Raw genomic sequence first — 24,937 nt, 5'->3', positions numbered from 1 at the left:
TGTCATGAGTAAACTGTTGGATCGCTTTCGCTATTTCAAACAAAAAGGCGACAGCTTCGCCAATGGACACGGGCAGGTGTACAACACCAACCGTGACTGGGAGGACAGCTACCGACAGCGATGGCAGTTCGACAAGATTGTGCGGTCCACCCATGGCGTGAACTGCACGGGCTCCTGTAGCTGGAAAATCTACGTCAAAAACGGCCTGGTTACCTGGGAAACCCAGCAGACCGACTACCCGCGTACCCGCCCCGACCTGCCTAACCACGAGCCGCGCGGCTGCCCGCGCGGTGCAAGTTATTCCTGGTACCTTTACAGCGCCAACCGGCTGAAATACCCGCTGGTGCGCCGCACGCTGATCGAACTGTGGCGTGACGCGCTGGCGCAACACAGCGATCCGGTGCTGGCCTGGGATGCCATTCAGAACGATCCGCAGAAGAGCCGGAGCTACAAGCAGGCTCGCGGACACGGCGGATTTATCCGCTCCAGCTGGAAAGAGCTGAACCAGCTGATTGCTGCCGCCAACGTCTGGACCATTAAACATTACGGCCCCGATCGCGTGGCCGGTTTTTCACCGATTCCGGCGATGTCGATGGTCTCGTATGCCGCCGGGACGCGTTATCTCTCTCTGCTGGGCGGCACCTGTCTCAGCTTTTATGACTGGTATTGTGATTTACCGCCCGCCTCGCCCATGACGTGGGGCGAGCAGACCGACGTGCCGGAATCCGCAGACTGGTACAACTCCAGCTACATCATTGCCTGGGGGTCTAACGTTCCGCAGACGCGTACGCCAGATGCCCACTTCTTTACCGAGGTCCGCTACAAAGGCACCAAAACCGTGGCCATCACCCCGGACTTCTCCGAGGTCGCCAAACTGAGCGATCAGTGGCTGGCACCCAAGCAAGGCACCGACAGCGCGCTGGCGATGGCAATGGGCCACGTGATCCTCAAAGAGTTCCATCTCGACAACCCCAGCGAGTACTTCCTCAACTACTGCCGCCGCTACACCGACATGCCGATGCTGGTGCTGCTGGATGAACAGGCCGATGGCCGCGTGGTGCCGGGGCGGATGCTTCGGGCCTCTGATCTCACGGACGGGCTGGGTGAAGCCAATAATGCTGAGTGGAAAACCGTCGCCTTTGATATCGCCGGCGATCTGGTGGTGCCGAACGGGTCCATTGGTTTCCGCTGGGGCGAAAAAGGCAAATGGAACCTGGCGCCGCTGGCGGCAGATCATGAAACTGAACTCACCCTCTCGCTGCTGATTACCCACGACAGCGTGGCAGAGGTGGCATTCCCCTATTTTGGCGGCAATGAAAATCCACACTTCCGTAGCGTCAAGCAGGAGCCGGTCCTGACGCGCCGTGTACCGAGTAAAACCCTGACGCTGGCCGATGGCAGCCAGAAACGGGTGGTCAGCGTCTACGATCTGATTCTCGCTAACTACGGCCTCGATCGTGGTCTGGAAGACAGCAACGCGGCGGGCAGCTATGACCAGATCAAAGCTTACACTCCCGCCTGGGGCGAGCAGATCACCGGCGTCCCTGCTTACCTGATAGAGAAAATTGCCCGTGAGTTTGCCGACACGGCGCACAAAACACACGGCCGGTCGATGATTATCCTCGGTGCCGGGGTGAACCACTGGTACCACATGGACATGAACTACCGCGGGATGATCAACATGCTGGTGTTCTGCGGCTGCGTGGGTCAAAGCGGTGGCGGCTGGTCACACTATGTGGGTCAGGAGAAGTTGCGTCCGCAAACCGGCTGGCTGCCGCTGGCGTTTGCGCTGGACTGGAACCGTCCCCCGCGCCAGATGAACAGTACGTCGTACTTCTACAACCACGCCTGTCAGTGGCGTTATGAAAAACTGACCGCGCAGGAGTTACTCTCTCCGCTGGCGGACGCGACAAAATTCACCGGTCACCTGATCGATTTTAACGTCCGGGCAGAGCGTATGGGCTGGCTGCCCTCGGCACCGCAGCTAAACCTCAATCCGTTGCACATTAAAGCCCGGGCCGACGCCGCCGGCATGACCCCGCAGGAGTACACCGTGCAGGCATTAAAATCGGGCGATATACGTTTCGCCTGCGAACAGCCTGACAACGGTAAAAACCACCCGCGCAATCTGTTTGTCTGGCGGTCTAACCTGCTTGGTTCTTCGGGGAAAGGTCACGAGTACATGCTCAAATACCTGCTCGGTACTGAAAGCGGCATTCAGGGCGAGGATTTAGGGTCGACGGATGACGTTAAGCCCGAAGAGGTGGAGTGGCAAACTCAGGCCATTGAGGGCAAGCTTGACCTGCTGGTGACACTCGATTTCCGCATGTCCAGCACCTGCCTGTTCTCCGATATCGTGCTGCCCACCGCGACATGGTATGAAAAAGACGACATGAATACGTCGGATATGCATCCGTTTATTCATCCGCTTTCAGCTGCCGTCGACCCGGCCTGGGAATCCCGCAGCGACTGGGAGATCTACAAAGGTATTGCCAGCGTTTTCTCAGAGGTGTGCGTCGGCCATCTTGGCACCGAAACGGACGTGGTACTGCAGCCGCTGCAGCACGACTCCCCGGGGGAACTGTCACAGCCGTTTGATATTCAGGACTGGCGCAAAGGCGAATGCGATCTCATTCCGGGTAAAACGGCGCCGACGATTGCGGTGGTCGAACGACATTATCCGGAAACCTACGAGCGCTTTACTTCACTCGGCCCGCTGATGGACAAACTCGGCAACGGCGGAAAAGGCATTTCATGGAATACCCAGAGCGAGGTCGATTTCCTTGGCAAGCTGAACTACGTCAAGCTCGATGGCCCGGCAAAAGGACGCCCGCGTATTGAAACGGCGATTGACGCCTCTGAAGTGATCCTCGCCCTCGCCCCTGAAACGAATGGCCAGGTGGCAGTGCGAGCCTGGCAAGCGCTGGGCGAACTGACCGGTCGCGATCACACCCATCTGGCGCTGAACAAAGAAGATGAGAAAATCCGCTTCCGCGATATTCAGGCCCAGCCGCGGAAAATTATCTCCAGCCCCACCTGGTCGGGCCTTGAGAGCGAGCATGTCTCCTATAACGCCGGTTATACCAACGTTCACGAGCTTATTCCCTGGCGCACCCTTTCCGGTCGTCAGCAGCTGTATCAGGACCATCCGTGGATGCGCGCGTTCGGGGAGAGTCTGGTGGCCTATCGCCCACCGATTGATACCCGAAGCGTTAGCCATATGCGCGAAATCCCGCCGAACGGCTTTCCTGAGAAGGCGCTGAACTTCCTGACGCCACACCAGAAATGGGGCATTCACTCGACCTACAGTGAAAACCTGCTGATGCAAACGCTGTCACGCGGGGGGCCTATCGTCTGGATCAGCGAAACCGATGCCAGAGAGTTAGGCATTGAGGATAACGACTGGATCGAAGCCTTCAACGCCAACGGGGCCCTGACCGCCCGGGCAGTGGTGAGCCAGCGCGTCCCGCCGGGCATGACCATGATGTACCACGCGCAGGAACGTATCCTGAATATTCCGGGTTCAGAAGTCACCGGTCGTCGCGGCGGGATCCATAACTCGGTGACGCGCGTCTGTCCCAAACCGACACACATGATTGGCGGCTACGCCCAGCTGGCGTACAGCTTCAACTATTACGGCACCGTCGGCTCTAACCGCGACGAGTTCATCATGATCCGCAAAATGAAAAACATTAACTGGCTGGATGGCGAAGGTCGGGATCAGGTACAGGAGGCGAAAAAATGAAAATACGCTCACAGGTTGGAATGGTGCTGAATCTCGACAAATGCATTGGCTGTCACACCTGCTCGGTCACCTGTAAAAACGTCTGGGCCGGGCGTGAAGGTATGGAATATGCGTGGTTCAACAACGTTGAAACTAAACCGGGGATTGGCTACCCGAAAAACTGGGAAGATCAGGAGGAGTGGCAAGGCGGTTGGGTACGCGGGATCACCGGCAAGCTGACGCCGCGTCTCGGCGGGCGCGTGGGCGTGCTGTCAAAAATCTTTGCCAACCCGTCCCTGCCCGGCATTGATGATTACTACGAGCCCTTCACGTTTGATTACCAGGATCTGCACCGTGCACCACAAGGCGATCACCTCCCGACGGCCCGCCCGCGCTCGCTGATTAGCGGCAAACGGATGGACAAAATTGTTGGCGGCCCGAACTGGGAAGAACTGCTTGGCGGCGAGTTCGAAAAACGCGCCCGCGACCGCAACTTCGACAAGATCCAGAAGGAGATGTACGGCCAGTTTGAAAACACTTTCATGATGTACCTGCCGCGCCTGTGTGAACACTGCCTGAACCCGAGCTGCGTGGCCACCTGCCCGAGCGGTGCCATCTACAAGCGTGAAGAAGACGGCATTGTGCTGATTGACCAGGACAAATGCCGTGGCTGGCGCATGTGCATCAGCGGTTGCCCGTACAAGAAAATCTACTTCAACTGGAAAAGCGGAAAGTCGGAGAAATGCATCTTCTGCTACCCGCGCATTGAGTCTGGCCAGCCAACCGTCTGTTCGGAGACCTGCGTCGGGCGTATTCGCTATCTGGGCGTGCTGCTGTATGACGCGGATCGCATTGAAGAAGCGGCCAGCACCGAACATGAAACCGACCTCTATGAACGCCAGTGTGACGTATTCCTTGATCCGCATGACCCGGCGGTCATTGAAGAAGCCTTCAAGCAAGGTATTCCGCAGAACGTGATTGACGCCGCCCAGCGTTCCCCGGTTTACAAGATGGCGATGGACTGGAAGCTGGCCCTGCCGCTGCATCCAGAATACCGCACCCTGCCGATGGTCTGGTACGTTCCGCCGCTGTCACCAATCCAGTCTTACGCAGACGCGGGTGGCCTGCCGCTCAACGACGGCGTGTTACCGGCGGTCGAAAGCCTGCGCATACCGGTGCAGTATCTGGCCAACATGCTCAGCGCGGGCGATCCTGCTCCGGTGCTGCGCGCCCTGAAACGCATGATGGCCATGCGTCATTACAAACGCTCTCAGACCGTTGAAGGCGTGACCGATACCCGCGCCATCGAAGAAGTGGGCCTTAGCGTCGAGCAGGTCGAAGAGATGTACCGCTATCTGGCGATTGCCAACTACGAAGATCGTTTCGTGATCCCCACCAGCCACCGCGAAATGGCGCGCGACGCCTTCCCGGAACGCAACGGCTGCGGCTTCTCCTTTGGCGACGGGTGCCACGGTTCCGACACCAAATTCAACCTCTTTAACAGCAGCCGCATTGATGCCATCAACATCACCGAAGTGCGCGACCACGGGGAGGGAGAGTGATGCAGATCCTCAAAATCATCGCCCTGCTGATTGAGTATCCCGATGAAACATTATGGGAAAATCGCGAGGAAGCACTTTCCCTGATAGAACAGGATCTCCCTGCGTTACTGCCCTTTGCCCGCCAGCATCTGGATGCCGCACTGCTGGATAAGCAGGCCGAATGGTGCGAGGTGTTTGAGCGGGGTCGTGCGACCTCGCTGCTGCTGTTTGAGCACGTTCATGCTGAATCCCGCGATCGCGGCCAGGCGATGGTCGACCTGATGAGCCAGTACGAAAAAGCCGGCCTGCAGCTGGACTGTCGCGAGCTGCCGGACTATCTGCCGCTCTACCTGGAGTATCTCAGCCTCGTCACCGACGACGAGGCCCGCGAAGGGCTACAAAACGTTGCGCCGATCCTGGCGCTGATTGGCGGTCGCCTGAAGCAGCGCGGCGTGGCGCATTATCAGCTGTTCGATGCGCTCCTGACGCTCGCAGGCACGCGTCTGACCAGCGACAGCGTGGCGAAACAGGTTTCCACCGAGAAACGGGATGATACCCGCCAGGCGCTGGACGCCGTCTGGGAAGAGGAACAGGTCAAGTTTATCGAGGACAACGCCACATCGTGTGATACCTCACCGATGCAGCAATATCAACGACGCTTTAGCCAGGACGTTGCCCCGCAGTATGTCGACGTCAGTGCGGGAGGCCCAAAATGATCCAGTTTCTGAACGTCTTTTTCTACGATATTTACCCCTACCTGTGCGGCACGGTTTTTCTGGTGGGAAGCTGGCTGCGTTACGACTACGGGCAGTATACCTGGCGCGCCTCCTCCAGCCAGATGCTGGATAAGCGCGGCATGGTGCTGTGGTCAAATCTGTTCCATATCGGGATCCTGGGGATCTTCTTCGGACATCTTTTCGGGATGCTGACGCCGCACTGGGTTTATTCGTGGTTTCTGCCGATGTCGCAGAAACAGCTGATGGCGATGATTCTGGGCGGCGTTTGCGGCGTGCTTACGCTGGTGGGCGGTGCGGGATTATTGATTCGCCGGCTGACGAACCCGCGTATCCGGGCGACCTCCTCCACGGCAGATATCCTGATCCTCTGCATTTTGCTGGTGCAGTGTATTCTTGGGCTCACCACCATTCCGTTCTCCGCGAAATATCCCGACGGCAGCGAGATGCTCAAGCTGGTGGACTGGGCGCAGTCGGTAGTGACCTTCCGCGGTGGCTCGTCCGAACATCTGGCGGGCGTGGCGTTTATCTTCCGTGTCCATCTGGTGCTGGGCATGACCATTTTCCTGATCTTCCCCTTCACCCGACTGGTGCACGTCTGGAGCGCGCCGGTGGAGTATTTAACGCGCAGGTATCAGGTGGTGAGATCGCGCCGCTGAGTGTTGCCGGGTGGCGCTACGCCTGAGCGCAGCGCCACCGGTCTATTTCCCGGCCTGAGGATGTGTATCAAACCCGGCCATCACCGCCGTCAGCGCGTCCAGCGAAAACCCGTGTTTGGGATCGTCAACGCCCAGTCCAAACCGTGACTGCATCACCTGATACAGCGCGTTCGCGTCGGGAAGATGGACCTGCTCTTCCGCATGCCCCTTCTGCCAGTGGGTAAAGTTAAAGTTGGTCAGGGTCAGCTTTCCGCCGTCAGGCAGATGGCGACACATCAACAGATGGTGGCGAAAATGGGATTGCGGCCAGTGCGCCGACCAGAAGTTGCCCATCACGTAATCGCTGAAATACTGTGTTGTCAGATCAAAATGGTACATCGACTGCCAGTGATCGTGGTGGCTGAACTGCAGGATCCAGTCGTTGCCCTCGCTCAGCAAACGGTACAGCCCGTGGGGTGTCTCCTGCTCCTCGTTGGCGAGCAAACGAATCGGCGCCGTCAGGGTCTGTCCGCCAAAACCGACGTCGGCAATCCAGCGCTCGCCGTTGAGTTCAACCAGCAGCAGACGATGCGTACGCGGCGGCATCTGTGGCGGACTGGCTAAGACCACGCGGCCCAGCACGCTGCGAACCGTAAAGCCCACTTCACGCAAAACGCGTTCAAAGAGGCCGTTCTGCTCAAAGCAATAGCCTCCACGACGCGCCGTCACCAGTTTGTCGACCAGGCACTGATCTTCCAGATGGATCTCGCGCGGCATCACGACGTCAATATTCTCGAAGGGGATCGCGCAGTTGTGGTGTAGATGCAGCGCCCGCAGGGTGTCGATGTCAACCTGAACAGGCTGTTGCCAACCCGTACGGGCAAAATAAGCACTCAGAAATGGGGACATGATTCGCTTCCATGATGTGATGTTCCCTGTTTATAAACTATTTTCTGGCCTCCATATGCGCAAAAGTGCTTTTTGCGGGTGCATCTTGATTTCGGCTACCCATCAGACGTTTAATGCCAGCATACCTGCTGAGAGGAATGTTCATGAGCGCGTTTCGTCCCGTTGAATTAAAGCATGCCAGCCGTCTGCTGAACCATGGCCCTACGGTACTGATTACCAGCCGCGATGAGTCTATCGACCGTCGTAACGTCATGGCTGCGGCCTGGTCGATGCCGGTAGAGTTTGAGCCACCGCGTATCGCAATTGTGGTGGACAAAAGCACCTGGTCGCGCGAACTGATTGAGCGCAGCGGAAAGTTCGGTATTGTCATCCCCGGCGTGGCAGCGGCTAACTGGGCTTACGCCGTCGGCAGCGTGAGCGGGCGCGACGAAGACAAGTTCAACTGCTACGGGATCCCGGTTGTGCAAGGTCCGGTACTCGGCCTGCCGGTGATTGAAGAGAAATGCCTGGCGTGGATGGAGTGTCGTTTACTCCCGGTTACCGCAGCTGCCGAAAAATACGATACGCTGTTTGGTGAGGTTGTTTCGGCAGCCGCAGATGAACGCGCGTTTGTCGCCGGACGCTGGCAGTTTGACGGCGATAAGCTGAACACCCTGCATCATCTGGGGGCCGGGACGTTTGTGACCAGTGGGAAAATGGTAAAGGCGCTGGAAAAATAGCCTATAAAAAAAGCCCTCTCCGCGAGGGAAAGGGCTTTTAAATTACTTCGCGCGCCGTGCAATAATTTCATCCGCAACATTACGCGGTGCTTCCGCGAAATGATGGAATTCCATCGTGTAGGTCGCGCGGCCTTGCGACATCGAACGCAGCGTCGTGGCATAGCCAAACATCTCCGCCAGCGGCACATCCGCGCGAATAATCTGACTACCGTACTGCTCTTCCATTCCCTGCACCATGCCGCGGCGGGAAGAGAGATCGCCCATGATGTTGCCGGCGTACTCTTCCGGTGTTTCCACCTCGACATGCATGACCGGTTCAAGAATCACCGGGTCCGCTTTGCGAGCGCCCTCTTTAAAGCCGAGGATCGCCGCCATGCGGAACGCCATTTCCGAGGAGTCGACCTCGTGATAGGAGCCAAACGTCAGGGTCGCTTTCACATCGACAACCGGATACCCCGCCAGGACACCGCTGTTCATGGCTTCGCGCAGGCCTTTCTCCACAGACGGAATATACTCGCGCGGGACAACGCCGCCCTTGGTGGCATCTTCAAATACAAAACCACTGCCGGGCTCTAACGGCGCCAGACTGAGCACCACATGGCCGTACTGCCCTTTACCGCCGGACTGTCGGACAAATTTCCCTTCGATATCCTTCACCCCTTTACGCAGGGTTTCACGGTACGTGACCTGTGGGCGACCAATGTTCGCCTCAACGCCGAACTCACGCCGCATGCGGTCAACGATAATCTCAAGATGTAACTCACCCATCCCGGAGATAATTGTCTGGCCGGACTCTTCATCGGTGTGCAGACGAAACGAAGGGTCTTCCGCTGCCAGGCGCTGCAATGCAATGCCCATTTTCTCCTGATCGCCTTTGGTTTTCGGCTCGATCGCAAGCGAGATAACCGGGTCAGGAAACTCCATCCGTTCCAGCGTGATGACGGCATTCGGGTCGGTGAGCGTGTCACCGGTTGTCACATCTTTCAACCCAACGCAGGCCGCGATATCGCCCGCGCGCAGCTCATCCACTTCGTGGCGATCGTTAGCATGCATCAGCACGATGCGCCCAATGCGCTCTTTCTTCCCTTTCACCGGGTTGTACACCGCGTCGCCTTTGCGCAGCACGCCAGAGTAAACGCGGATAAAGGTCAGCTGCCCGACGTACGGGTCGCTCATCAGTTTAAAGGCCAATGCGGAGAACGGCTCGTTGTCGTCTGGATGACGCTCGGCATGCTGCCCATTCTCATCCACACCATCAATGGCGGGCACGTCCAGAGGCGACGGCATCAGTTCAATGACCGCATCGAGCATGCGTTGCACGCCTTTATTTTTAAACGCGCTGCCGCACAGCATCGGCTGGATTTCACCGGAGATGGTCCGCATACGCAGCCCCTTGATGATTTCCGCTTCCTCTAAATCACCCGTTTCCAGGTATTTATCCATCAGCTCATCGCTGGCTTCCGCCGCCGCAGAGACCATTTTTTCCCGCCATTCCTGCGCAGTACTCATTACGTCATCCGGCACAGGAGCATAGGTAAACACCATGCCCTGGGTGGCATCGTCCCACAAAATGGTACGCATTTTGATGAGATCCACCACGCCGGTGAAGTGTTCTTCTGCCCCCACCGGAATAACAATCGGGACCGGATTCGCTTTCAGACGCTCCTGCATCATTCGCACGACGCGGAAGAAATCCGCACCCGGGCGGTCCATTTTGTTGACGAAGGCCAGCCGCGGGACATGATATTTGTTCGCCTGACGCCAGACGGTTTCCGACTGCGGCTGCACGCCACCGACGGAGTCATACACCATGACAGCGCCGTCGAGTACACGCATGGAACGTTCCACTTCAATGGTGAAATCCACGTGGCCCGGGGTGTCGATAATGTTGATCCGGTGCGGTTCAAAGCCCCGGTCCATACCTGGCCAGAAACAGCTGACTGCCGCAGAGGTAATGGTTATCCCGCGCTCTTGCTCCTGTGCCATCCAGTCGGTAGTTGCCGCGCCATCGTGTACTTCACCCAGTTTGTGGCTCATACCGGTATAAAACAGGATGCGCTCGGTGGTGGTCGTTTTACCGGCATCGATATGCGCGGAGATACCGATGTTGCGATAACGTTCGAGAGGGATGGGTCGGGGCATAATATTTCCTTAGTCATTAAGACTGCGTTGTGACGACCGGGATGGTCGCGTGTTCGTTCGTTTGCTATAATAGTCCTATTGTACGAGTATTATCGAACTATTTTTTTTACGGTTGACCTATTGTTGATATAGCTCAATCTGACACCAGACGCAGGAAAACGATGATCCCGAACCACCCTGAAACTGAACAAATACTGCTGGAAAATGTGCTTTTTGCCCTCGGTAACCCGCTCCGGCTGTCGATTATCCGCAGGCTGGCCGATGGCAGCGAACTGAGCTGTAACGCGCTGCGCCCGGACGAGGTGGTGAAATCGACGATGACCCATCACTGGCGCGTGCTGCGCGACAGCGGCGTGATTTGGCAGCGCCCGCAGGGACGAGAAAATATGATTTCACTGCGCAGGGACGATCTTGATGCCCGCTTTCCGGGGCTGATGGCAATATTGCTGCAGACGAAGTAACGCGTGTGTCGTGTCGGGCGACTCCGCGCCGCCCGACCCTCTCTCACATTGAATAGCCGGGTTTCTTAATTAAGTGATCCAGGTTGGGTTCAATTTCGGTATCCCAGACCTGCGCTTTCCAGTCGGCTTCCTGCACTTCATTCAGGGCGACCGAAATAGAGCGATCTTTACTGTTCAGATGACGGGTAATCACCTCGGCAATATCCGCCGCCAGCGCGGTTTTTTGGTCGTCGTTCAAATCACGGGGAAAACATTTGATATCTACGTGTGGCATATGCAGGCTTCCAGTTATGAATGTGAGTTCCACGTTATCAGATTATCTCGTTTGCCTTTAACACCTTGTGCAGTTCCGGTAGCTGGCACACGGTATCCGCAATCGCCGTTATCTTCGGCGTGTTCGCCGCAAACCATGCATGGCGAGGCCCCCAGGTGCGTGCAACCGTGATGTAGACGTCAAGCAGCGTCAGCCGTTCCCCGAGTGCAAAAGGGGTGGCACTGAGCTGGCTGTCAAACCACAGATAGAGTGATTTTCGGTATTCAATACAGCTGTTTTTCAACTGCTCTGGCGCATCCGGCACCCAGCGTTCGGGGTAGTCGGCGTAGGTAAAGGTGGGATAAACGTTCGCAACAAACCAGATGAGCAACCGCTGAAACTGCTGCCGCTCAGCCTGCCCGACGGCAGGCGCAAGATCGGGACATCTGTCCAGCACCATCAGGGCAATCGCCGCCGTTTCGGTCATGATCGCCCCGTTTTCCAGTTCCAGCGTGGGTACCTGACACAGCGGATTGCGTGCTTTCAGCAACTCACGCTGCGGGCCGGGCTGGTCGAACCCGTCCACGTTGATAAATTGATAAGGGATGTCTGCCAGAGTCAGCATCACTTCACTGATTGCCGATCCCCAGCCGGGTACGCCATAGAGTTTCATCATGTTGCCCCTCCGGGATGAAAACCCTAAGTGTAGACATGACTAATAGGTTATCCCAGGCGGGTTCACGTCGGATTGTGTCACCGCTTCACCCTCTTCTCCCCAGCGTGCCAGCACCCGCTGGTACTCTCCACGCGTAATAGCGCCCTCCAGCGCAGCCTGCAAAGCATAAACCAGCCCATTGCCCTTTTTGGTCGTCGTGGCGACATAGGCTCTCTTCGGCCCGAGACCCACTACGCGCGTTTTGCCGGTCAACGCCGCTTTATAGGCTGATACGGATTGAGGCCCGAAGAACACATCCGCCCTGCCGGACTGAATATAGAGGTTGCCGGAAGCATCATCGGTCAGATAGACCGGCAGCGCAGGCTCACGACCGGCTTTTTTGTTCTCTTCATTCCAGCCCAGCAGAATGCGCTCCTGATTGGTCCCGGAACCGACAATCACCTTTTTGCCTGCCAGATCTTTTGCGCTGTTAATCGCCTGGACCGCACTGGTGGATTTCACGGAAAACGCCAGCGAGTCGACGCGATAGGTCGCAAAGTCAAATTTCTCTTTTCGCTGTTCGGTCACCGCAATATTCACCAGCGCCACGTCATAGCGTCCGGAGCTGATCCCCAGCGGCCAGTCTTCCCAGGCCGTGGGAACCAGCTTCAGCTTTAACCCCAGACTGCCCGCCAGCAAGCGGGCAATATCCGGATCGCTGCCAATCCGCGTCCGGTTATCGCTGGCAAGCAGCGCCAGCGGTGGAGAGTTGAGCGCTGAGATCGCTACCGTGAGCGTGCCCGGCTCAACGAATTTATAGTTCGCGGGGATCTTCGCGACGGCCTGCCGATCTACCGTCACCGGCAGCGGCTGCTCGTTGGCGTGTAAATCGATACCCGCATGGCTCGCGGTCGTAAAAGCCAGACCGGCCAGAAAAGCATATCTCATCTGCACTCCTTACAGCACTTTTGACAGGAACTGGCGCGTTCGCGGGTGCGACGGACGGGTTAATACGTCGTCACTGCTACCCTGCTCCACAATTTTGCCGTCGACCATAAAGACCACCTGATCCGCCACTTCCCGGGCAAAGCCGATCTCGTGGGTGACGACCACCAGCGTGGTACCCGAGCGGGCGAGCTTTTTAATCACATCCAGCACTTCGCCAACCAGTTCCGGGTCGAGCGCTGAAGTGGGCTCATCAAACAGCATTACCCGGGGACGTAACGCCAGCGCGCGGGCAATGGCAATACGCTGCTGCTGACCCCCGGAGAGATGGCGCGACCAGGCGTCGGCTTTATCGCGCAGCCCGACCACATCCAGCAGGCTGTATGCCCTTTCAACGGCTTCTTTCTTACTCAGTTTTTTATGGGCGATGGGCGCTTCAATCAGATTTTCCAGCACCGTGAGATGCGGAAAGAGATTAAAGTTCTGGAAGACATAGCCCACATTGACGCGCTGTTTGAGGATCTCTTTCTCTTTCAGCTCGTAGAGTTTGTCACCCTGACGGCGATAACCGATGTAATCACCGTCAATCTGGATAAACCCTTCGTCGACGCGTTCCAGATGGTTAATGGTGCGCAGAAGCGTCGATTTACCCGATCCGGAAGGCCCGAGGATCACCGTTACCGATCCGGGCGGGATCTCCAGCGAGACGTTATCAAGTGCTTTATGGCGGCCAAACAACTTACTGACGCCGGTAATCGAAATATGCCCTTCAGGAGAGGTTTGCATGGACGGGCTCCTGTACTGATGCGGTGGATACGGAACGGACGCGACTGGCTACCCGGCTCTGATTAACGGCTGAACGGCGTTCGCTGCGGGCAAGCCCGCGCTCCACAACATGCTGAATGGCAGACAACACGGTGGTAATCACCAGATACCAGACCGCACCGACCATCAACAGCGGGATCACCTCCTGCGTGCGGTTATAGATCATCTGAATGGTATAGAAGAGTTCCGGCATCGCCAGGACATACACCATCGCCGTGCCTTTCGCGAGACTGATAATTTCATTAAATCCGGACGGCAAAATCGTGCGTAGCGCCTGCGGCAAAATGATACGCACTGTGCGACGCCAGGCTGGCAGACCGAGCGCCGCCGCCGCTTCGTACTGACCATGATCCACCCCCAGAAAACCGCCGCGAATGATCTCGGCGGTATACGCGCTCTGAACCAGCGTCAGCCCCACCACGGCGGTGGAAAACTGTCCGAGCACGTTGATGGTTTCGAAGCGACCCCAGGTAATGCCGGTGAAGGGTACGCCGAGCGAGAGCGTGTCGTAGAGATAGGAAAAGTTATAGAGAATGATCAGAACCACAATCAGCGGCAACGAACGAAACAGCCAGATATACCCCCAGGCCAGGCTGCTCAGCAGCCAGGATGAAGAGAGCCTCGCCAGCGCCAGCAGGCCGCCAATGACCACGCTCAGCGCAGTGCCGATCAGGGTCAACAGCAATGTCTGCCCTACGCCTTCAAGGATAACCGGATCAAAGAACCAGCGGGCAAAGACAGACCACTCCCAGCGCGGGTTAAAGGCCACGGACTGAATGACCACCGCAAGCACAAACAGCGCCACCACGGCACCGACAGTCCGCAGCGGATAACGCGCCGGGACCACCTTAATGGTTTCAACGTTGCTCATTGTTATTCCTCATGCTGTTTTACTGAACGCTTCACTGATCAGCGTTTTGGTGAAACGCAGCCGGCCATCAAACGGCGGCTGGCTGTACTCTTCCGGATCGCGGTTCAGATCGAACTGCGGCTGATAGCCCTGGCTGATATAGAGCCTGACCGCTTCCGGCTGACGAAAACCGGTGGTGAGGTAGATCTGGCTGTAACCGGCCTGTACCGCCCGGCGCTCCAGCTCCTGGACGACGCGGGCCGCCAGCCCCTGTTGACGCAGCGCCTTGTGCGTCCAGATTCGTTTGATTTCAGCGGTGCGTTCATCAAACGGTTTATACGCGCCGGTGGCGATGATGTCGCCGTCACGCTCAAGGACAATAAACAGCCCCTGCGGGGCCAGGTACCACTCCGTGAGCTCCACTTCCGCGTCTTTAGAGAAGTAGTCGCCATAGCGGGCGGCATATTCACCGAATAATCCATCGATGATGGGCTGAAGATCGGCGTCTTCCGGTGACACGTCCCGAAATTGCTCGCGCATAGCGCCTCCTTAGTCACCCAGTCCTGCCGGGTTCACTTCTGATTGAGGGATACGTTCTACCCCTTCCCCCCAGCGGTTAAGCACTTTGTCGTAATCGCCGTTTTTGATGACCCCGTTAAGTGCGGTCTGTACCGGCTCGACCAGGCCGCTGCCTTTTTTCAGCGTCACCGCAATGTGCGCCGCCTTCGGCCAGCCGCCGTCGACAATCCCAACCCGTTTCGTTTTCCCGGTCAGCGCCGCTTTCCATGCGCCAGTCACGTTCGGGCCAAAGAACGCATCTGCGCGGCCTGACTGGAGAGACAGGGTTTGTGATGCATCGTCTTTGGTGTAGATCGGGGTAAACGGCTTCAGGCCTTTCTTCACGTTCTGCGCATTCCACGCCAGCAGGATAGCCTCCTGGTTGGTCCCGGAACCTACGATGATGCGCAGCCCGGCGATGTCCTCCGCCTTCTGCAGCGAGGTAATCGGACTGGTCGATTTCACATAGAAACCGAGGGAATCTTTACGGTAAGTGGCAAAATCAAACTTCTCTTTGCGCTCTCTGGTCACGGTGATGTTGCTGATCGCCGCATCGTATTTCCCGGAGACGACGCCGAGAGGCCAGTCCTCCCAGGAGGTTGGCACCACGTTCAGCTCCAGCCCAAGGCTGTCGGCCACCAGACGGGCAACGTCCACCTCGCTTCCGAGCAGCGTTTTATTGTCGTCGGAAAAAACGGTCAGCGGCGGTGAGTTAAGCGCGGCAACCGCCACGGTGAATTTGCCCGGCACGGCGAAGCGATAATCTTTCGGCAGTTGCGCGATGGCGTCGCTGTTTTTGGCGGTGTTGACGGGCGTTTTGTTGGCTTCCAGGCTCACGCCAGTACCGTTAATGTTCACATTCTCTGCCCAGACGGCAGGGGAAAAGGCCAGCGCAAGCGCCAGAATAAGCGATGATTTCTGCATAGCGAGGTTCTCTATTATTGTTGTGTGAACTGGTTTTGCGGTTCGTCTAAACCCAGACTGTCGCGCAGCGTAGTGCCGGGATAGTCGGTGCGGAATAACCCGCGGGCCTGTAACACCGGGACAACCTGGTCAACAAAACGCGGGAACGTGTCCGGCGTTCCACCCTGAATGATGAAACCGTCCGCGGCGAATGACTCAAACCAGCCCTGCAGACCGTCTGCCACCTGCTCCGGCGTACCGGAAAAGCGCGGGCGCGGGGATGCCGCTTCGAGTGCAACCTGACGCAGGGTTAAGTTGCGTTCGCGAGCATTACGCTTAATTTCATCGGTCGTGCTGCGAAAACTGTTTTTACCCAGTTCACCGATGTCCGGGAACGGCTCGTCGAGCGGGTACTGGCTGAAATCGTGATGTTCGAAATAACGGCCGAGGTAATTCAGGGCATCGTTAATCGACACCAGAGCCGCGGTTGTCTGATACTGGTTCTCCACGTCCTCCGCGTCTTTGCCAACAATCACGCTGACGCCCTGAAAAATATGTAAGTCCGATGCCCTGCGGCCATTCGATTCAAGCTGGTGTTTCACGTCGCGATAAAACGCTTTGGCTTCCTCTAACGTTTCATGATGGGTAAAAATGGCGTCCGCATGTTTCGCAGCCAGTTTTTTTCCGTCATCCGATGCACCTGCCTGAAAGACAATCGGGCGTCCCTGCGGCGTGCGGCCAATATTGAGCGGACCGGCCACCTGGAAGAAATCGCCGTGGTGATCAAGCGTATGCAGTTTTGCCGGGTCAAAGAACTGGCCGCTCTCTTTGTTGCGCACAAAGGCATCCCCCTCCCAGGAATCCCAGAGTCCTTTCACCACGTCGAGGTATTCATCCGCTATCCGGTAGCGCAGCGCATGTTCAGGGTGTTTCTCGCGCGAGAAGTTTTTCGCCGATCCCTCGAGCGGTGAGGTCACCACGTTCCAGCCTGCGCGTCCGTTGCTCAAATGATCCAGGCTGGCAAACTGGCGCGCCACGGTAAACGGTTCGCTGTAGGAGGTCGATAAGGTACCGACCAGACCGAGGCGCGAGGTCAGACTTGCCAGTGCGGACAAGACCGTTAACGGCTCAAACCGGTTTAAGAAATGCGGGATGGATTTCTCGTTAATATAGAGGCCGTCGGCGACGAATAAAAAATCAAGCTTCCCCTCTTCGGCTTTTAACGCCGTGGCTTTTACAAAATCAAAATTAATGCTGGCATCGGCGACCGCCGCCGGATGACGCCAGGCAGACATGTTCCCGGAAGCACCATGCAAAATGGTTCCCAGCCGCAATTGTCGGGTTGCAGACATATTCACCTCTTCAGAATTAAACGTGTTGCAGGGCTTTTTCCGCAAGCTGTGCAAAATAGCGGGCAGCGGGCTCAATTAATGCTTCATCCGGGTTGAAGGCCGGGTGATGTAAACCGAACGGACTGGCGCTGCCGATGCTGACAAACGCCCCGGGGATCTGCTGCAGATACACCGCGAAATCTTCCCCGCCCATATGCAGCTCGGCGTGCTGCGTTTCATACCCAGATTCTCTGGCGACGGCGGTGGCAAATTCGGCCCAGTGCGCGTCATTGACCAGCGCGGTAGGCCCGGCGTACCAGGTAATGTCGATCTGCGCGCTAAACGCGCTGGCAAACCCGGCGGCAATTTCGCCGACGCGTGCTTTCACATTCTGCTGCACTTCCACGCGGTGGGTGCGAAGCGTGCCTTCCAGCTCAACGCTTTCCGGCAGGACGTTCCAGGTATTGCCCCCGGTAATGCGCGTGACGCTCAGCACCACGGAATCAAGCGTGTTGACGTTGCGGCTGGCAACGCTCTGCAACGCCGTTACCAGCTGGCTCGCCAGCACGATGGCGTCGTTACCTTCATGCGGACGTGCAGCATGCGCGCCTTTACCGGTAATTCGGATAACAAACCGGTCGACGTTGGCGTAGAACGGTCCACCGCGGGTGGCAAATTCCCCGACCGGCAGCCCCGGCTCGTTATGCATCCCGAAAATGGCACTGACATCACGTAAGGCACCGGCCCGCACCATACTTTTCGCGCCGCCAAAGTTCTCTTCAGCCGGCTGAAAAAGGATCCGCACACGCCCGTTTAAAGACGCTTCACGCTCTTTAAGTTTTAACGCCGCCCCGAGGATCACACTGGTATGAATATCGTGTCCGCAGGCATGCATCACACCCGCACGCTGTGAACTAAACGGCACGCCGCTGCGCTCTTCAATGGGCAAGGCATCAATATCGGCCCGCAGCGCAATCAGCTTTTTCCCCGTGCCGATTTCGGCCACCACGCCGGTCTGAAGCGCATAAGGCAGCGGCGTAATACCAGCCGTCGTCAGCCACTGACGCAGGCGAGCGGTCGTTTCGACCTCCTGGCCGGACAGCTCCGGGTTCTGGTGCAGCTCCCGGCGCCAGGCAATCAGTTGTTCGTCAAAACGCATACGGCGACCTCCTTGTTAAGCTTCGCCTGCGCCAGCAGACGCAGGGACTGTATTCGCGTTACGCCATCCGCAACGGGCGTATCAATAATGAATTCATCAATGCCCCATTTTTCGTGCAGGGCGTTCAACTGTTCCAGCACCGATTCGGCTGTTCCCGCCAGCAGCGACTGTGCCCGACGGGCAATGCGCACCGGCTCGCTGCCCGCCTGTCGGGCAAAGGCATAGGCCTGCTCTTCGCTGGCCACGGTGACGCGCTGCCCATTTGCCAGTTCGACGCCCCAGACTTCAACCTGTTGTGCCAGTGCCTCCGCCTCAGCCTGCGACTGAGCGACGATGACCTGAACCGCCACAATCGCATCCCGGGCGCTGTGGTTACGCCAGGTGGTGATGACTTCACGCAGCAGCGCCGGATCCCCATTCAGGTGAGCAGCAAAGACAAAATGCCAGTCAAGTTTCGCGGCCAGCAGTGCGCTTTCGGTACTGGCCCCCAGCAGGAACCCCTGCGCCGGAACCGGCGGCAGCGGCGTCGCGCGAACGGCCTCGTCCACCGACTGATTTTCCGGCTGGATCCAGTGATGAAGCTGTGTCAGCTGTTCGGCAAAACTGCCTTTTTGCTGTTGATCGAGGCCCTGCTGCAGCGCCCGGGTGGAGAGCGGCAGGCCGCCTGGGGCTTTCCCGACGCCCAGATCCACGCGTCCGGGAGCAAGCGCGGCCAGGAGGTTGAAATTTTCTGCGACTTTGTAAGGGCTGTAGTGCTGGAGCATGACGCCACCAGAGCCCACGCGGATACGCCGGGTTTGCCCGAGGATCCAGGCAATTAACAGTTCGGGTGAAGGGCTGGCCAGCTGGGGCGTGTTGTGGTGTTCGGCAATCCAGAAACGGTGATAGCCCAGATTTTCTGCCTGCTGTGCCAGCGCCAGGGTTCGCGCCAGTGCATCGGCAGCCGTTTCGTTTTCAGCGATGGGGCTTTTATCCAGAATACTGATTCGCCAGGACATGTTGCGTTCTCGTTTGACTTAACATGTCGTCATTATTAAAGGCGTATTTCACCTCTGAGAAACAATTAATTTACATTTGGTTTGCCGGAAATCAGATATATAAATCCATGCTACGCGTGTGACTTAAGCGATGAAATGAGGTTTTCCACCTCACTGCGGCGGGTAATGCGGACAAAATGAATATGGGCGTATTGCGGGTCTATCATATCGCGTGCATAACGTGCGCGGTTGCTGCGCCAGGTTTTGATTGTCCAGATAATAATGGACTCACGGCTCAAGAATGAGCGACGAAAACTCTCACAGTTTCCCGTACCGGGCCACAGTTCCTGTTTGTGCCAGGCGCGCGTGAACGCTCGGGTGACAGCCTGATACAGGGTTCGGGCGAACCCATAATCCACCCACACCACCCGATCCACGTCTCGCCATTTCACAGGGCGCGTACGGTTATAGTTGCCATCAAGCACCCACTCCGCTGACGCCTTTAGCGTCGTCTCCAGTTTTTCCAGCAAGATAGCGTCCGGGGTGCCCTGCCAGTCCGGACACCAGTAAAGTCGGTCCATTTCAATGTAAGGAATATCCAGTTCTGCGGCGATACGCTTCGCCAGAGTGCTTTTTCCACTCCCGCTGGTGCCAATCACATTTACTTTCACCCTGTTGCCCCCTGTTGAAGAAAAACCCTTAAAGCATAGCGTTTTCATCTTGTTAACGAAACGCTATTTCGGCGGGTCAGTTTACGTCGAAGCGTGATCTCCCGCTTTTAATTTGCCTTATGGCGTTTATTTGCAGGGCGCCACAAAAACGCACCGATAAATATTTTCATTTTTATTACATCGGACGCATTTTAAAAATAAAAAATACTAAATGCAGGGTATTCCTGAACGCATAACTTTCGTAGAGAATATGCCGACAGTAAAAATAAAAACAAACCTTTCAATCTTGCCTGAATGTTTAACGGGCTCTTTTTTATTGATATATGACCATGGGGTTACTGATGCGGAATAACACTCCCGTTACACAAAACGAGTATTTACTTAACGAAGGTTCGACGCTCATGTCGACCACCAATACGCACAGCCATATTACCTATGCGAACTCTGCCTTTATTGACGCCAGCGGCTATAAAGAAGAGAGTCTTCTCGGTGAGCCGCATAATCTTATTCGCCATCCCGACATGCCTGCCGAGGCGTTTGGCGACATGTGGTTTACCCTGCAACAGGGTGAGACCTGGACGGGGCTGGTCAAGAACCGCCGCCAGAACGGCGATCACTACTGGGTGCGCGCAAACGTCACCCCGGTTTATCAGAATGAAACGTTAACCGGCTATATTTCTGTGCGGAATATTCCTTCGCGTGAAGAGATTGCTGTCAGTGAAAAACGGTATGAGAAAGTGCGCAATAATGAATTAAAACATCACCGCTTTTATAAAGGCCTGTTTGTTCGCCACGGTCTGTTCTCTTTTACGTCGCTGTTTAAACGCCTCAGTACCAGTAAAAGGATCCATCTTGGTATTGCGATAACCGCCCTGCTCGCCTGTCTGCAGCTGTTTATATTTGCCGATCGTATTGTTGAGACTGTAGGTCTGGCTCTGCTATTTATTGCCCTGGCTGTTTATCTTCATGCGCAAATTGCAAAGCCGGTAAAATCCATTGTCCAGCAAATGCAGCGGGTGGTTTCAGGACGTAAAGCGGACTATTACCATTTTGACCGCGTCGATGAAATCGGCCTGATGATGCGCATGGTGAATCAGTCGGGTCTGAACCTCCATTCGCTGGTGGACGATGTCGGTGCGCAAATCAGCGGTATAAGTACAATCAGCCAGCAGGTGGCGAAAGAAGGTATGGCGTTACAGACACGTACCGAAGAAACCGCAGACTTTCTGCAGCAAACGGCCTCAGCCGTGGAAGAAATTGCCAGCGCGGTTCAGCAGACGGCTGAAACGGCGAAAGACGCGATCCTGATGGCAGATCGCACCCGCACCAGCGCTCACCGCGGTGAAGCAATGATGAAAGAGACTATCGGCATGATGCAGTCCGTGTCGCAGGATAACAGCCAGATCGTCGACATCATCAGCGTCATCGATCGTATCGCCTTCCAGACCAATATTCTGGCGCTGAACGCGGCCGTTGAAGCGGCGCGTGCGGGTGATGCCGGACGCGGTTTTGCGGTCGTGGCGGCCGAAGTCCGCAACCTTGCCCAGCACTCTGCCACCGCGGCCAAAGAGATCAAAACGCTTATAGAGAAAAACGTTTCCAGCGTGAACGCCGGCGTGGAGAAGGTCGAGCAAACTGAATCGCAGCTGACGGTGATGATTGGCAATGTCATGGAGATGTCTTCTCTGATTAAGGAGATAGGCCACGCCACGCAGGAGCAAACGCAGGCGCTGACCCTGATTAACGCGTCCATCTCCCGCATCGGTACAATGACCCAAAACAATACCGGTATGGTGGATAACGTGACGGACGCCGCACACCATCTGACGCAGCGCACGACCCGCCTGCAACAGGCGATTGCCGTTTTTGGCGGTTGAGAAAAGGCGCCGTTATGCGCTGGTTGCTTTGCGCAATCATTAAGCGAAACTGATGATTAAAGCACCACTTCATTAATGGATTTGTCTAAAAACTCACCGCTATTCAGCGTGTTGTGATCCCCGTCTGCTCTGACCACACGATTTCCTTCGACGTGCATCACTTTCGGCACGGTTATATTTTGCGTCGCTTATGAATTGCAGGTAGGATGCCTCGCCATGTTTCGCCTTATCCATACGCAGAATGACTGGGAAGGCAACATGTGTTTGCGCAGAAGCAATCGTTTGTATTGCACTCTGCCAGGCAGGACTATCACGATAATGGTTCAGACAGGCAAACAGGTAACTCAATGAAAACAAGCAATAAAAGCGCAGCCGATCATCACGCTGCTAAACGTCGCTGGTTAAACTCCCATGAAGAGGGCTACCACAAAGCGATGGGCAACCGTCAGGTTCAAATGATCGCCATCGGCGGCGCTATCGGAACGGGTCTGTTTTTAGGTGCTGGCGCTCGTCTGCAGATGGCTGGCCCGGCTCTCGCCCTGGTCTATCTGGTGTGCGGGATCTTCTCTTTCTTCATTCTTCGTGCATTGGGCGAACTGGTACTGCATCGCCCTTCCAGCGGCAGTTTTGTCTCTTACGCCCGTGAATTCCTCGGTGAAAAAGCGGCTTACGTTGCTGGATGGATGTACTTCGTCAACTGGGCAATGACCGGTATTGTCGATATCACCGCCGTCGCGCTTTACATGCACTACTGGGGCGCGTTTGGTGATGTGCCACAATGGGTGTTTGCGCTGGGCGCACTGGCCATTGTCGGCACCATGAACATGATCGGCGTGAAGTGGTTCGCGGAGATGGAGTTCTGGTTCGCGCTGGTAAAAGTGCTGGCCATCGTGGTGTTCCTGGTCGTAGGTACGGTGTTCCTCGGTAGCGGTAAACCGCTTGATGGCAATGCCACCGGTTTCCACCTGATCACCGATAACGGCGGTTTCTTCCCGCATGGCCTGCTGCCTGCGCTGGTGCTGGTTCAGGGTGTGGTGTTCGCGTTCGCGTCCATTGAGCTGGTCGGCACCGCGGCGGGTGAATGTAAAGACCCACAGACCATGGTACCTAAAGCCATTAACAGCGTTATCTGGCGTATCGGTCTCTTTTATGTTGGTTCCGTGGTGCTGCTGGTTCTGCTGCTGCCGTGGAACGCCTATCAGGCGGGTCAAAGCCCGTTTGTGACCTTCTTCTCTAAACTGGGCGTGCCTTATGTTGGCAGCATCATGAATATCGTGGTGCTGACGGCTGCGCTCTCCAGTCTGAACTCGGGTCTTTACTCTACCGGTCGTATCCTGCGCTCCATGTCGATGGGCGGTTCGGCGCCGAAATTCATGTCGAAGATGAGCCGTCAGCATGTGCCTTACGCGGGCATTCTGGCGACGCTGGTGGTGTATGTCTTCGGCGTGTTCCTGAACTACCTGGTACCGTCTCAGGTATTCGAAATCGTGCTGAACGTTGCCGCGCTCGGCATCATCGCCTCCTGGGCCTTTATCGTGGTCTGCCAGATGCGTCTGCGCAAAGCGATCAAAGAAGGCAAAGCCGCTGAAGTCAGCTTTAAGCTGCCGGGCGCACCGGTGACCTCCTGGCTCACCCTGCTGTTCCTGTTCAGCGTGCTGGTGCTGATGGCGTTTGATTACCCGAACGGTACCTACACGATCGCCACCATTCCTCTGCTGGCCGTATTGCTGATTGCCGGCTGGTTTGGCGTGCGTAAACGCGTACAAGAAATTCACAGCACGGCGCCGGTTCATCCTGATGATGCCAAACACGACGCCCCGCTGGTTGAAGAGACGTCGCGTTAATATCGACCTGCTGGTTAATACAAAGGGAAGGCATTGCGCCTTCCCTTTTTCTTTGTGTTGAGGAGCGAAACTTAGAGCGTGATACGAATCACGTCATCAGGCTGGGTGGCTTCCTGCTGACGGGTCGATTTTTGTTTTACCGTCACATACAGGGTTTTGCCATCAGCAGAGAGCGCCAGACTGTTCGGGTAGACCGGGGTGTCGAAGGTTTTGGTAACGTTGTAGGTTTTCGCGTCGATTACGCTCACCTTACCCGCTTCACGGTGCGTCACATACGCTTCGTTGCGCGCCGGGTTAAACAGAACGGCCAGCGATTCAGGCACGGCAATTTTCTTGATGACGCTGCCGTCCTTCAGATTCACCACCAGCACTTCCGGCTGCTTTGAGTCGGTTAAGAACGCACGCTGTCCGGCGGTATCCAGGCTCAGATTCAGGTAGAAGTGCTCCTTACCGTCGTCCTGCACTTTTTTACGGCTGAGGATTTTGTGGGTTGCCGTATCAATCGTCACCAGTTCGCCATCAGCATTGGTGGTGTAAAGACGTTTTGCCTTCGCATCCAGCGCCAGGCCAGTGCTGAATTTACCGGTACTGCCGATGGTATCTTTCAGCTTCAGCGTTGCACCATCCACCACCCAAATCGCGCTCTCCTGGCCTACGCCGGTGATGTAAACCGTGTTTGTGCTGTCATCGGCCACCAGCTGGCGCGGCTGCAGCGGTTTGACGGTTTCACTGCGCTGACGGTTATCCAGCACCAGTCGCCCTTTCACCTCACCCGTCTTGGCATCAATCGCGGTTACCGCGCCGTTGATGGTGTTACCAAACCACAGCGTCTGGGTGGCATTATCAAGGGTGGCACCGAACGGTTTGAGATCGTTATGAATGACCTGCGTCACGTCCAGCGTGACCGGGTCAAGGCGATAGACAATCCCGCCTTTGTCCGTTTTGCGGCTCTGCGATGTCGCGACCCACAGCGCATTCTCCTGCTGGCTCACGGCCATTTCATATGCGCCTTTCCCTACCGCTTTGCGCAACATCTCTTCGGCAGCATGAACCTGGAAGGTTCCGGCAAACAGTAACGCCCCTGACAGCAGAGACATACTCAGGCGCGGCGAGCACAGATGACGTAAAGACATAACAATTCCTTTTTTGAACACAGGGTTTACTGCTGACATCACTTCCGGCAGGCAACGTCATGGCATTGCCGTTTTGATAATGAGAATA

The 24,937-nt window shown here is 56.5% G+C and carries 20 protein-coding genes and 1 pseudogene; 8 read left to right on the top strand and 13 right to left on the bottom strand.

The window, feature by feature from the left end; all coding sequences use genetic code 11:
* Positions 1-4: 4 nt before the first annotated feature.
* From AAIR21_RS02870 to narI, 4 genes are read left to right on the top strand one after another with little or no spacing between them, the layout of a single operon-like run.
* Entirely contained in the window at positions 5-3,745 is a 3,741-nt protein-coding gene (locus AAIR21_RS02870) for a nitrate reductase subunit alpha (RefSeq protein ID WP_025204127.1), read from the top strand.
* Complete coding sequence (gene narH / locus AAIR21_RS02865; protein ID WP_183516336.1) at positions 3,742-5,286, top strand: nitrate reductase subunit beta; 1,545 nt, start codon at positions 3,742-3,744, stop codon at positions 5,284-5,286. Before AAIR21_RS02870 ends, narH begins: the two co-directional genes overlap by 4 nt.
* Entirely contained in the window at positions 5,286-5,981 is a 696-nt protein-coding gene (gene narW / locus AAIR21_RS02860; RefSeq protein ID WP_020884049.1) for a nitrate reductase molybdenum cofactor assembly chaperone, read from the top strand. Before narH ends, narW begins: the two co-directional genes overlap by 1 nt.
* Positions 5,978-6,658, top strand: a complete 681-nt coding sequence (gene narI / locus AAIR21_RS02855) for a respiratory nitrate reductase subunit gamma (protein ID WP_014170231.1) — start codon at positions 5,978-5,980, stop codon at positions 6,656-6,658. Before narW ends, narI begins: the two co-directional genes overlap by 4 nt.
* A 42-nt stretch (positions 6,659-6,700) precedes the next feature.
* Here the strand turns inward: narI and nhoA are convergent, their stop codons facing one another.
* Positions 6,701-7,546: an N-hydroxyarylamine O-acetyltransferase gene (nhoA, locus tag AAIR21_RS02850; RefSeq protein WP_020884048.1), complete on the bottom strand. Its 846-nt coding sequence runs from the start codon at positions 7,544-7,546 to the stop codon at positions 6,701-6,703.
* 143 nt (positions 7,547-7,689) lie between these two features.
* Between nhoA and AAIR21_RS02845 the strand changes: the two genes are divergently transcribed.
* On the top strand, positions 7,690-8,265 hold the full coding sequence (locus tag AAIR21_RS02845) for a flavin reductase family protein (RefSeq protein WP_020884047.1): 576 nt from the start codon (positions 7,690-7,692) through the stop codon (positions 8,263-8,265).
* A gap of 42 nt (positions 8,266-8,307) precedes the next feature.
* Here AAIR21_RS02845 and fusA read toward each other — a convergent pair whose 3' ends face one another.
* A complete protein-coding gene (gene fusA, locus AAIR21_RS02840) occupies positions 8,308-10,407 on the bottom strand; it encodes an elongation factor G (protein WP_183516335.1) in 2,100 nt (699 codons plus the stop codon).
* 161 nt (positions 10,408-10,568) lie between these two features.
* Here fusA and AAIR21_RS02835 point away from each other — a divergent pair, with 161 nt between their 5' ends.
* Positions 10,569-10,868: an ArsR/SmtB family transcription factor gene (locus AAIR21_RS02835; RefSeq protein ID WP_014170235.1), complete on the top strand. Its 300-nt coding sequence runs from the start codon at positions 10,569-10,571 to the stop codon at positions 10,866-10,868.
* A 43-nt stretch (positions 10,869-10,911) separates the two neighbouring features.
* Here AAIR21_RS02835 and pptA read toward each other — a convergent pair whose 3' ends face one another.
* The 10 genes and pseudogenes from pptA to AAIR21_RS02785 form a co-directional block, all read right to left on the bottom strand.
* Positions 10,912-11,142 (bottom strand): tautomerase PptA, encoded by a 231-nt coding sequence (gene pptA / locus AAIR21_RS02830; protein WP_020884045.1) that lies wholly within the window; start codon positions 11,140-11,142, stop codon positions 10,912-10,914.
* 37 nt (positions 11,143-11,179) lie between these two features.
* Positions 11,180-11,797: a glutathione S-transferase family protein gene (locus tag AAIR21_RS02825; protein WP_121339646.1), complete on the bottom strand. Its 618-nt coding sequence runs from the start codon at positions 11,795-11,797 to the stop codon at positions 11,180-11,182.
* Between the two features lie 39 nt (positions 11,798-11,836).
* The gene (locus tag AAIR21_RS02820; RefSeq protein WP_183516334.1) at positions 11,837-12,724 is read right to left on the bottom strand and encodes a transporter substrate-binding domain-containing protein; all 888 of its coding nucleotides are present in this window, start codon (positions 12,722-12,724) and stop codon (positions 11,837-11,839) included.
* Positions 12,725-12,733: 9 nt separating this feature from the next.
* On the bottom strand, positions 12,734-13,507 hold the full coding sequence (locus AAIR21_RS02815; protein ID WP_163305586.1) for an amino acid ABC transporter ATP-binding protein: 774 nt from the start codon (positions 13,505-13,507) through the stop codon (positions 12,734-12,736).
* The gene (locus AAIR21_RS02810; protein ID WP_163305582.1) at positions 13,491-14,417 is read right to left on the bottom strand and encodes an amino acid ABC transporter permease; all 927 of its coding nucleotides are present in this window, start codon (positions 14,415-14,417) and stop codon (positions 13,491-13,493) included. The genes AAIR21_RS02815 and AAIR21_RS02810 overlap by 17 nt, the downstream gene beginning before the upstream one ends.
* A 9-nt stretch (positions 14,418-14,426) precedes the next feature.
* The gene (locus AAIR21_RS02805) at positions 14,427-14,936 is read right to left on the bottom strand and encodes a GNAT family N-acetyltransferase (protein WP_020884041.1); all 510 of its coding nucleotides are present in this window, start codon (positions 14,934-14,936) and stop codon (positions 14,427-14,429) included.
* A gap of 9 nt (positions 14,937-14,945) precedes the next feature.
* Positions 14,946-17,209, bottom strand: a pseudogene (locus AAIR21_RS02800) (NtaA/DmoA family FMN-dependent monooxygenase).
* A gap of 16 nt (positions 17,210-17,225) precedes the next feature.
* On the bottom strand, positions 17,226-18,347 hold the full coding sequence (locus AAIR21_RS02795; RefSeq protein ID WP_020884038.1) for an amidohydrolase: 1,122 nt from the start codon (positions 18,345-18,347) through the stop codon (positions 17,226-17,228).
* Positions 18,326-19,345, bottom strand: a complete 1,020-nt coding sequence (locus AAIR21_RS02790) for an LLM class flavin-dependent oxidoreductase (protein ID WP_047356439.1) — start codon at positions 19,343-19,345, stop codon at positions 18,326-18,328. Before AAIR21_RS02790 ends, AAIR21_RS02795 begins: the two co-directional genes overlap by 22 nt.
* A 110-nt stretch (positions 19,346-19,455) precedes the next feature.
* A complete protein-coding gene (locus AAIR21_RS02785; RefSeq protein ID WP_183516332.1) occupies positions 19,456-19,995 on the bottom strand; it encodes an AAA family ATPase in 540 nt (179 codons plus the stop codon).
* Between the two features lie 341 nt (positions 19,996-20,336).
* Here AAIR21_RS02785 and AAIR21_RS02780 point away from each other — a divergent pair, with 341 nt between their 5' ends.
* On the top strand, positions 20,337-21,872 hold the full coding sequence (locus AAIR21_RS02780) for a methyl-accepting chemotaxis protein (protein ID WP_025204119.1): 1,536 nt from the start codon (positions 20,337-20,339) through the stop codon (positions 21,870-21,872).
* 347 nt (positions 21,873-22,219) lie between these two features.
* Positions 22,220-23,716: an L-asparagine permease gene (ansP, locus tag AAIR21_RS02775; protein WP_020884034.1), complete on the top strand. Its 1,497-nt coding sequence runs from the start codon at positions 22,220-22,222 to the stop codon at positions 23,714-23,716.
* A 71-nt stretch (positions 23,717-23,787) separates the two neighbouring features.
* Here the strand turns inward: ansP and AAIR21_RS02770 are convergent, their stop codons facing one another.
* Positions 23,788-24,849: a YncE family protein gene (locus AAIR21_RS02770; protein ID WP_183516331.1), complete on the bottom strand. Its 1,062-nt coding sequence runs from the start codon at positions 24,847-24,849 to the stop codon at positions 23,788-23,790.
* Positions 24,850-24,937: the final 88 nt, after the last annotated feature.

It is taken from the genome of Enterobacter sp. PTB (assembly GCF_051130085.1).
Lineage (GTDB): Bacteria > Pseudomonadota > Gammaproteobacteria > Enterobacterales > Enterobacteriaceae > Enterobacter > Enterobacter ludwigii.
This window is presented reverse-complemented; position numbering and strand designations above follow the sequence as displayed.

Excerpts from the sequence above, each read along its gene's own strand:
- AAIR21_RS02815 (WP_163305586.1), bottom strand. The coding sequence starts at position 13,507 with ATGCAAACCTCTCCTGAAGGGCATATTTCGATTACCGGCGTCAGTAAG.
- AAIR21_RS02825 (WP_121339646.1), bottom strand. The coding sequence starts at position 11,797 with ATGATGAAACTCTATGGCGTACCCGGCTGGGGATCGGCAATCAGTGAA.
- AAIR21_RS02770 (WP_183516331.1), bottom strand. The coding sequence starts at position 24,849 with ATGTCTTTACGTCATCTGTGCTCGCCGCGCCTGAGTATGTCTCTGCTG.
- narW (WP_020884049.1), top strand. The coding sequence starts at position 5,286 with ATGCAGATCCTCAAAATCATCGCCCTGCTGATTGAGTATCCCGATGAA.
- AAIR21_RS02845 (WP_020884047.1), top strand. The coding sequence starts at position 7,690 with ATGAGCGCGTTTCGTCCCGTTGAATTAAAGCATGCCAGCCGTCTGCTG.
- AAIR21_RS02810 (WP_163305582.1), bottom strand. The coding sequence starts at position 14,417 with ATGAGCAACGTTGAAACCATTAAGGTGGTCCCGGCGCGTTATCCGCTG.
- AAIR21_RS02835 (WP_014170235.1), top strand. The coding sequence starts at position 10,569 with ATGATCCCGAACCACCCTGAAACTGAACAAATACTGCTGGAAAATGTG.
- narI (WP_014170231.1), top strand. The coding sequence starts at position 5,978 with ATGATCCAGTTTCTGAACGTCTTTTTCTACGATATTTACCCCTACCTG.
- narH (WP_183516336.1), top strand. The coding sequence starts at position 3,742 with ATGAAAATACGCTCACAGGTTGGAATGGTGCTGAATCTCGACAAATGC.
- nhoA (WP_020884048.1), bottom strand. The coding sequence starts at position 7,546 with ATGTCCCCATTTCTGAGTGCTTATTTTGCCCGTACGGGTTGGCAACAG.
- AAIR21_RS02870 (WP_025204127.1), top strand. The coding sequence starts at position 5 with ATGAGTAAACTGTTGGATCGCTTTCGCTATTTCAAACAAAAAGGCGAC.
- AAIR21_RS02820 (WP_183516334.1), bottom strand. The coding sequence starts at position 12,724 with ATGAGATATGCTTTTCTGGCCGGTCTGGCTTTTACGACCGCGAGCCAT.
- AAIR21_RS02795 (WP_020884038.1), bottom strand. The coding sequence starts at position 18,347 with ATGCGTTTTGACGAACAACTGATTGCCTGGCGCCGGGAGCTGCACCAG.
- ansP (WP_020884034.1), top strand. The coding sequence starts at position 22,220 with ATGAAAACAAGCAATAAAAGCGCAGCCGATCATCACGCTGCTAAACGT.
- AAIR21_RS02780 (WP_025204119.1), top strand. The coding sequence starts at position 20,337 with ATGCGGAATAACACTCCCGTTACACAAAACGAGTATTTACTTAACGAA.
- fusA (WP_183516335.1), bottom strand. The coding sequence starts at position 10,407 with ATGCCCCGACCCATCCCTCTCGAACGTTATCGCAACATCGGTATCTCC.
- AAIR21_RS02790 (WP_047356439.1), bottom strand. The coding sequence starts at position 19,345 with ATGTCCTGGCGAATCAGTATTCTGGATAAAAGCCCCATCGCTGAAAAC.
- AAIR21_RS02805 (WP_020884041.1), bottom strand. The coding sequence starts at position 14,936 with ATGCGCGAGCAATTTCGGGACGTGTCACCGGAAGACGCCGATCTTCAG.
- pptA (WP_020884045.1), bottom strand. The coding sequence starts at position 11,142 with ATGCCACACGTAGATATCAAATGTTTTCCCCGTGATTTGAACGACGAC.